This is a genomic window from Robiginitalea sp., from assembly GCF_049588695.1.
Classification (GTDB): Bacteria; Bacteroidota; Bacteroidia; order Flavobacteriales; family Flavobacteriaceae; genus Robiginitalea.
In genome coordinates, this window is sequence record NZ_JBAVZJ010000226.1 from 1 (window position 1) to 8,150 (window position 8,150).

10 protein-coding genes are annotated in these 8,150 nt (G+C 49.9%); 5 read left to right on the forward strand and 5 right to left on the reverse strand.

All coding sequences use genetic code 11. The annotated features are described in order from the left end of the window. From WBV75_RS05450 to WBV75_RS05465, 4 genes are all read left to right on the forward strand, one after another. A partial coding sequence (locus WBV75_RS05450) for an MATE family efflux transporter (RefSeq protein WP_424119633.1) occupies positions 1-561 on the forward strand: 561 nt, incomplete at its 5' end. A gap of 17 nt (positions 562-578) precedes the next feature. Beyond that, positions 579-806, forward strand: a complete 228-nt coding sequence (locus tag WBV75_RS05455; RefSeq protein ID WP_424119634.1) for a hypothetical protein — start codon at positions 579-581, stop codon at positions 804-806. Position 807: 1 nt separating this feature from the next. Next, the gene (locus WBV75_RS05460) at positions 808-1,377 is read left to right on the forward strand and encodes a phosphatase PAP2 family protein (RefSeq protein ID WP_424119635.1); all 570 of its coding nucleotides are present in this window, start codon (positions 808-810) and stop codon (positions 1,375-1,377) included. Further along, entirely contained in the window at positions 1,374-3,077 is a 1,704-nt protein-coding gene (locus tag WBV75_RS05465; protein ID WP_424119636.1) for an ArnT family glycosyltransferase, read from the forward strand. Before WBV75_RS05460 ends, WBV75_RS05465 begins: the two co-directional genes overlap by 4 nt. Here WBV75_RS05465 and WBV75_RS05470 read toward each other — a convergent pair. From WBV75_RS05470 to WBV75_RS05490, 5 genes are all read right to left on the reverse strand, one after another. Next, on the reverse strand, positions 3,048-3,935 hold the full coding sequence (locus WBV75_RS05470; RefSeq protein WP_424119642.1) for a lysylphosphatidylglycerol synthase transmembrane domain-containing protein: 888 nt from the start codon (positions 3,933-3,935) through the stop codon (positions 3,048-3,050). The two genes, WBV75_RS05465 and WBV75_RS05470, sit on opposite strands and share 30 nt — an antisense overlap. Next, positions 3,919-4,878 (reverse strand): glycosyltransferase family 2 protein, encoded by a 960-nt coding sequence (locus WBV75_RS05475; protein ID WP_424119637.1) that lies wholly within the window; start codon positions 4,876-4,878, stop codon positions 3,919-3,921. Before WBV75_RS05475 ends, WBV75_RS05470 begins: the two co-directional genes overlap by 17 nt. 51 nt (positions 4,879-4,929) lie before the next feature. Next, positions 4,930-5,985 carry a methylmalonyl Co-A mutase-associated GTPase MeaB gene (gene meaB / locus WBV75_RS05480; RefSeq protein ID WP_424119638.1) on the reverse strand — a complete coding sequence of 352 codons (1,056 nt, stop codon included), beginning with the start codon at positions 5,983-5,985 and terminating at the stop codon, positions 4,930-4,932. A gap of 5 nt (positions 5,986-5,990) precedes the next feature. After that, positions 5,991-6,557: a DUF2911 domain-containing protein gene (locus WBV75_RS05485; protein WP_424119639.1), complete on the reverse strand. Its 567-nt coding sequence runs from the start codon at positions 6,555-6,557 to the stop codon at positions 5,991-5,993. Positions 6,558-6,652: 95 nt separating this feature from the next. After that, on the reverse strand, positions 6,653-7,564 hold the full coding sequence (locus tag WBV75_RS05490; RefSeq protein ID WP_424119640.1) for an aldose epimerase family protein: 912 nt from the start codon (positions 7,562-7,564) through the stop codon (positions 6,653-6,655). Positions 7,565-7,755: 191 nt separating this feature from the next. On the opposite strand from WBV75_RS05490, the gene WBV75_RS05495 reads away from it, so the two are divergent. Then, positions 7,756-8,150: RNA polymerase sigma factor (locus WBV75_RS05495; protein WP_424119641.1), on the forward strand; the 395-nt coding region annotated here is incomplete at its 3' end.

Genomic DNA, 8,150 nt, shown 5'->3' on the forward strand with positions numbered 1-8,150 from the left:
AACCTGAGTAGCATGACCTTTATGTTTGGAATGGGGCTTGGGGTGGCAGCCATGATTCGTGTGGGCAATCAAAAAGGCTCCGGGAACTACCCCGAACTCAAACGGGTAGCGACCTCTATTTTTCTGATGACTATAATCCTTGAGATCGGATTTGCCGTATTGTTCCTCCTGGGCCGGAATATCCTCCCAACCGTCTACCTGGATGTCAGCGATGTGGCCAACCAGGCAGACAATATGGAGGTATTGGCCATTGCAGCCCGACTTCTCCTGGTTGCCGCCTTTTTTCAAATATCAGATGGGGTACAGGTTGTCGTTCTGGGAGCGCTGCGAGGCCTACAGGATGTGAAAGTCCCGACCCTGCTGACTTTCATAGCCTATTGGGGTATTGGCTTCCCTGTTTCTTTTTACCTGGGATTGCACACCCCGCTAAAGAGTACCGGAATCTGGATCGGGCTTTTGCTCGGGCTTACGGCCTCTTCAATTATGTTGTATCTTCGCTTTAGGTTTATGACGCAGCGCCTGTTGGAGCCCCTCCCGGGGCCCGGGGGTAAGAGCCTTTAAGTTAAATACCCGTGTAGATGAAACTACCAAAATTCCTCCTCGGAGACAATACAGATTTCCCTTCAGCCATTTTTATCGTTCATACGGAATTCCCCCGTTTTGTTCTCAATCTTGAAAATGACGAAGTGGAATGGATGGAAGAATTCTCGGATGAAGACCGGGACGAACTCGCCGCTGAAGCGGAGCGCCTCATTGGGGAAGCCACCGAATTTTACGACCGGGAAGTAGCCCGATACGAAGAGTGATATGTGGGAGGCCCTCATAGAAAAAGACCAGGACTGGTTTTTATACCTGAATCAACTCGGGACCCCGTCCTGGGATTCTTTCTGGCTGTTTCTTTCCGATAAGTGGGGAGCGTTACCGCTTTACGCGTTACTCCTTTTTCTCGTTTCCCGACAGCTGGGTTGGAAAAGGGTGCTGCTCTTCCTGGTATTTATCGGGTTACTTATCACGACCACAGATCAGCTTTCCGGGTTTTTCAAATACGGTGTACAGCGGTTGCGACCCTGTTATGATCCCGGGTTGGAGGGTTTGGTGCGATTGGTCAAGAGCAGCTGTGGCGGCCGGTTCGGATATTTTTCGGCCCATGCGGCCAATGCCTTTGGTTTGGCCGCTTTCTTTACTGTATTCTGGGGGAAGAGCCGGCGTCTTTGGGGGGTGTTGTTGATCTTATGGGCTCTCCTGGTCGGCTATAGCCGCATTTATCTCGGGGTACATTACCCATTGGATATTGCAACCGGATTTCTCGCCGGCGGTTTATTGGGATGGCTTTTTGCCCAATTGTATAAGAAAGCGGATCAAAACATTTTCAAATGATCAGGGGCCGGTTTTTTTGGATTGCATTCCTGGGGCTTGCGGGGGTTTATCTCGTGGGTTTGTTTGCCCGTTTGATGGAGAATGATTCGGCCCAGTTTGCCGTAATGGCTATGCGTATGGTTCAGGAACAGGACTTCCTGAATTTGTGGAAAGGGGGGGAGGAATATCTGGATAAACCCCACCTGCACTATTGGCTCGCCGCCCTTTCTTATTCGCTCTTTGGCCTGCACGACTGGGCATACCGTATCCCGGCCCTTTTGGCGACCTTTCTGGGAGCCTATAGTTGCTACGGCCTGGGCAGCGCCCTCTATACCCGAAACACAGGCAGGATTGCAGCCCTGATTTTTATGAGTGCGCAGACCATAGTCCTGTCCGTGATCGATGTCCGGACCGATGCCGTACTGACCGGTTTCGCCGTTTTTGCAATCTGGCAATTGTACCGCTATCTCAAAGAGGGGGCACTCACTCCACTGCTTCTCGGGGCGGCTGGGGCCGGGTTAGCCTTTTCCACAAAGGGGCAGATCGCCCTTTTGGTCATCGGGCTCCCGTTGCTCTGCCAATTGATCTATTCCCGCAGTTGGCACCGGTTGTGGAGCCCCAAAATTCTCCTGGGACTCCTCACTTTCGCCCTGGTGATCAGCCCTGTTTTATATGCGTACTACCATCAGTTCGACCTGCACCCCGAAAAAATAATCCGGGGGAAGAACGAGCGCAGCGGGGTGTTTTTTATTTTATGGGAACAGAGTTTTGAACGTCTGAGCGGAGAAGGAATAGGGAAAAACAGCAGCGACTATTTCTTTTTCTTTCACACCTTTCTCTGGGTCTTTCTGCCGTGGACGCTCATGGGTTTATGGGCCCTATGGGCAAGATTTCGGGGTGCCTCTAAAAAGGACAAGTCCGAAAATGGCCCTGTACATGGAGGAACACCTACCTCCAGAAAAGGTGAAATTCTCACCACAGGAGGAATTTGCAGCATCTTTCTGATCATCAGTTTTGCGCAGTTCAAACTTCCCCACTATCTCAATATTACCATTCCCTTGTTTGCCGTGCTTACCGCTTCCTTCCTGGACGGGTTATACCGGGAAGAGGCGTTTAAAAAGCTCAGGAAGGCGGGGGCTGTGCAATTGGGAATATACAGCCTTGTATGTGCAGCTGTTTTGGGGATAATCTTCTGGGTTTTCCCACTGGGATCTTTACTCGGGTATATCCTTTTAATAGTTGGGGTGGTACTGGGGTATTTTCTTTTTTTAAAATGGGGCGATCCCATGGTTCGGCTTATGGGGATCAGCCTTTATGGGAGTGTTCTGTTGAATCTCGTCTTAAACGGTCATTTTTATCCTTCCCTTTTGGAATATCAGGGGGGGTCTGCCATGGCGGAGCGTATTAGAGCCGAGTCTCTGGAGCCCTACACGCTTTACAAGCTTTCCGACCAGCATACCTGGGCCCTGGATTTCTATTTTGGCAAACCCCTCGAGATTGTAAATATTACAGATTTGCCGCAAGCTTCACAACCCTTATGGCTTTATACTGACGATAAGGAATTGGAAAAACTCAGGGATGCCGGGGTTCGGTGGGATACTGAATACACCGTGGATCAGTTTCGGATTTCCCGCTTACAGGGTCGTTTTCTAAACCCGGAAACACGGTCAGAGGTACTTCGCAAACGCTATTTAGTCCGAATCCCCGGGCAAAAACCGTAATTCGAGGTCCGGTTTTTTAAAATGATACCACATTCCCGTGAGGGATACCAGGGCCGTGATCAGGAAAAAGGTCATACTAATCCCGATGGAGGTTCCCTCATTGAGTCCCAGCCATTGTGCCCCATAGAAAAACACGAGTTCCCTGCTGCCGATACCGCCGATCGTAATGGGCAGAACGGCCACAATACTGCTGATCAGGAAGACGAGCAGATATTCCATTACGGAGTCAGTCACCCCCAGGGCCATCAGGATGAGGTAAACTGAAATCAATTGGGCCAGTTGCACAAGTGCTGAATACCCCAGTGCAGGCCAGAACACGGGTTGCAGGAGGGGAAATACTTTACGGTGAATGGCCCAGTAAACGAGTATTCCCAGGGGCAGGAGGAGCCAGAGCCCGGGTTGATAGGCCTCGAGCTCCGGCAGGGCCATCCAAAGCACGATAACAAAACTGTAGAGAAACAATACAGCCAGGCCGCTAACCCTGTCGAGGAGGAGGACCGAAGCCAGTCGTTTCCCGGAAGCCCCAAAGGTTCGATGCAACAGATAGCCCTTATAGGCATCGCCTCCAATGCCCCCGGGCAGGAAAAGGTTATAGAACATCCCGAGCAGATACAATTGCAGGTTGCTCCGTTCGGTTAAAGGGACTTCAATTCTTTCGAAGTAAAGATTAAGCCGGCGTGCTGCAATCCATTTAGATACGCCAAAAGCGATCAGGGCAAGTCCCAGATACCCGGGGTTTGCTTTTTTAAGCACTTCCCAAACTTCCGAAAACGGAATGCGGGTAAAAATGAGATAGAGCAAAAGGGCACTGAAAAGCGCTTTGAGTAAGGCGAGTCCTTTTTTACGCAGTTTCCCCACCAATTATGACGTTTTTGATGCGGTACGGCCTCTTGTTTTGTGATTCATAATAGGTTCGGATGAGCAATTCCATGACAATGCCAATGGTGAAAAGTTGGATTCCCCCTAAAATAAACATCAGTCCGAAAATCAATAAAGGGCGGTTCCCGATATCCTGTCCAAAGCCGAATTTAACGATAAGCAGATAGATGTTGATACCCACCCCGAGCAGGATCATCAGCACTCCAATAATTCCGAAAAGATGTATGGGTCGCTGAAAGTACTTGCGTATAAAAAGCAGCAGCATCATATCGGCCACTACTTTAAATACCCGTTCCAGGCCGTACTTTGAAACGCCCGCATTACGCGCGTGGTGTTTTACGGGCACCTGTTTTATCTGGGCCCCTTCCAAATAGGCGAGCAGGTTGATAAACCGGTGCATTTCCCCGTACAGATTCATGTCTTTGGCAATATCCCGGGTAAATACTTTTAGGGCACAACCATTGTCCTTTATATCGAGTTTGGTAACCCTTCTGACCATAAAGTTGGCGATTTTGGAGGGGATCTTTTTGACCAGGGAGTCTTTGCGTTTTTGCCGGATCCCTGTGACCACATCGTATTCACCGCTCAGCACGTAAGGCAACATCCCCGGGATATCTGAAGGGTCGTTTTGCAAATCCCCGTCCATGGTAACGATATATTCCCCATGTGCGTAATCCAGTCCGGCTGCCAGGGCGAGACTCTGCCCGTAGTTCTTTTTTAGGGAAATCAAATGGACTTTCGGATCCTTCAGTTCTGTGATCACCTTGCGGGTGCGGTCGGTTGAAAAGTCGTCTACATAGACGATCTCATAATTGTACCCCTCCAGACTTTCGTGGATTCGTTCGGTGAGAAGGGTCACATTTTCTTCCTCGTTATACAAAGGGACAACTATGGAAAGAAGCGCATCGGTCAGGACAGGCATTGAATTCGTTTTAATTCCGGTTTAAAGGTAGTTTTTTCCATACACATCCTGCTAGAGTTGGCCTTTGTCATGCGGGCGGTACATCTCCAGCAATTCATGGGCAGCTTTAGTGGGGCTCAAATCTTTCCGGATCACCCGGTCTTTAAAGGTCTGAAAAGCCTTTTGGATTTTTGGATTCCTGTAGAAGTCAGCGGTTAAAGCCGATTCAATACGCTGCTTTAACCAGTGGATGTTTTGATTGTCCCTCTTTTTTTCAAAACTGCCATCGGCACGGCAGGAGGAGGCATAGTCATCTATCATTTGCCAGGTTTCGGCAATACCACTCCCTTCCGTGGAAGAGCAGAGTAAAACGGGGGGAGACCAGCCGTTTTCCTTAGGTGGATAGAGGTGAAGCGCACTTGTGAAAATACCTTTTGCTTTTTCGGCGGCTGCAAGGTTCGGGCCATCTGCCTTATTGATCACCACGGCATCGGCCATTTCAACAATACCTCTTTTGATGCCCTGGAGTTCATCGCCGGCCCCGGCGATTTTTAACAAAAGAAAGAAATCGACCATCCCGTGAACGGCCACTTCGCTCTGGCCCACACCTACAGTTTCAACCAGGATGATATCAAAACCTGCGGCCTCACAAAGGGTAATACTCTCCCTGGTTTTCCGGGCGACACCGCCCAGGGATTCCCCTGCCGGGGAAGGCCTGATAAAAGCATTCGGATTCCGGCTTAATTCCTGCATCCGGGTTTTATCCCCAAGAATACTGCCTTTACTCAGGCTGCTGCTGGGGTCCACAGCCAGGATAGCCACCCGATGCCCCTGGCCGACAAGATAGAGCCCCAGGGTTTCGATGAACGTGCTCTTTCCCGCTCCCGGGACGCCTGTTATACCTACCCGGATACCGGGCACGGCTCGATTGAGGCAGGATTCCACGAGTTCTCCGGCGCGGATTTCATCCTCCGGGCGGGTACTCTCTATCAGGGTAATAGCCCGGGAAAGCGCCGTTGTATCCGAAGCGGCAATACCGGCGATAATTGCTGAGTTGTCCACCGTTTCTTTCCGCAACTGCAGTCTTGCCGCCGCTTCTTGTCGGGCTTTTAAGGCACTTTTTTTCAAAGGGTCTAATTTAAGGGGACACTCACCCGTGTGGTATCCCAGCTCAATTGCATATATACGCGTTTGTCTGAATCATCCTCAACAAAGGAAATATCGAAATTTTCTACGACCCCGGGCGGTCGTTCTACCGGTACAATAATTTGCAGGGCATCCGATTCTGGTTTTCGGGTCGTCTCGCTGCCCCCGCTCAGTAGGGTCACGCCCCAATCGGCAATTTCACTATTGAATATAACGGTCCATTGTTCTTTCCCGGGTATGGTCCACAGGGAATAGTCCCCCGCAGGCAGGGACTGGCCTCCTATATTCAGGGGGGTGGCCGTTGTAAACCGGGTAGGTTCATTGGCTCCGGTTCGCCAGACGCTACCGTAGGGTACGAGTTCTCCGAAAATTGTCCTCCCTTTTTTTGAAGGGCTGGAATATGTTACCGAAAGGGTCAGGGAATTTTCCTCGTAATACGCCGTTTTTTCGGGGCTGACCTTTTTGGTCTGTTGCTTTAAGACCGGCAGGCCGACAAAATAAAACAGAAGTGCCAGAACCACTAAAATGCCGAGGATCCATTTGAGTATTTTCATTGTTTATACAGTTTGAACCCCTAAGGTAGGAAATTGATGGACGGAAAAGAACTCAGATAAGGAGCCTTTTATAGTATCCCGAAGACTTCAGGGCTTTAAGGGAGGGACTCAAATACGAAGTGGGATTCGTTCACATAGGTTTCCCCCGGATTTAAGCGCGCATCCGGAAAATGGTCAAAGCGGGGCGCGTCGGGTAAATTCTGAGTCTCAAAGCAGATCCCTGCAAAATGTTCCGGAGTATAGACAACTAAACCGGGTTGGTTCGTGTGTACCGTGAGGCGAATTCCCGAGACGGAGGAGGTCAGACGAGCTGCAAAATCGCGATTTGCATCCAGTAGGAAGGGGGTGTCCATAGTAAAATCCCCCAGGGGGCGCTCCTCCAAAAAATCATAGGCTGTTCCCATTACCCCCGGAAGCCGGCCCGTTGGCAACCGCCGCGAGTCAGTTTCAGCTTTTTTATGTGCATTGATCTGCAACTGGTAGTGTGCGATCAGGGGTTGGGAATCTATTTTAAAATAGGTGTGGTTGGTCAGGTTTACAACTGTGGGTCTGTCCGTGGTTGCCTCATGGCGGATAATGAGGGTATTTTTTAAAAGGGTGTAGGTAACGGTCACGTCCAGAGTGCCCGGGAATCCTTCTTCCAGGTGCTCGCTCCTGTATTTCAGGATAATTTCCGATTTTTCGGGGCTTTCACCTACATGCTCAAGGGTCCAGTATCGCCTGGAGAAACCCCGGTCTCCTCCGTGAAGGGTAATCCCATCGGTATGGGTAAGGGGGAAAGAGTTTCCGTCCAGGTTGAGATTTCCCCCGGAGAGCCTTCCTGCGTACCGTCCGACGCAGGCCCCAATGGCCAAAGGGTCGTTCAGGTAGTCTTCCGGTGAGTCGAGTGAGACATTTACATCAGTCCATGAATTCCCAAACGTGCGAAATTTCAGTTTCAGGATGATCGCCCCGTATTCCAGTACTTCCAGGGAAAGATGCTTGTTTTTTACAGTAACTTGCTTCAAAGGGAAATAAAAAAGATACTCTAAATGTAGCCTTTTTTGCAACACTGCATTTCTTCACTCGTCTATATGAGTGGTAACTAAAGACAAATACCCTGGAAACCCGCGAACTGATATCCACAGACCTGGTTGCGCAATGCCGGAAGAATAACCGCAAAGCACAACTGGCGCTTTATAAAAAATACGCCCATGGAATGTATTGTGTGGCCATGCGATTTGTAAAGAATTCAGCAGATGCTGAAGACATCACCCAGGAAGCCTTTATTCGGGCATTCCGTAAAATAGACCAATTTCAGGGGAATGTCACCTTCGGGGCGTGGTTAAAACGGATTGTAGTGAATGGGAGTATTGATTTTTTGAAAGCGCGCAAGCAGCATTTTGTTGAGCTGGAGGAACACCGGCTGACCCTCTCTGAGGAGCCCGACTGGACCGTAGACCGGGAAGTGCAGTTAGAGGAAGTGAAAACAGCCATCGAAGCGCTACCGGATAAATACCGCTATGTAGTGCAGTTGTATCTGGTTGAAGGATACGATCACGCCGAAATTTCAGAAATACTGGGTTTTAAACAGACCACTTCCCGTTCCAGACT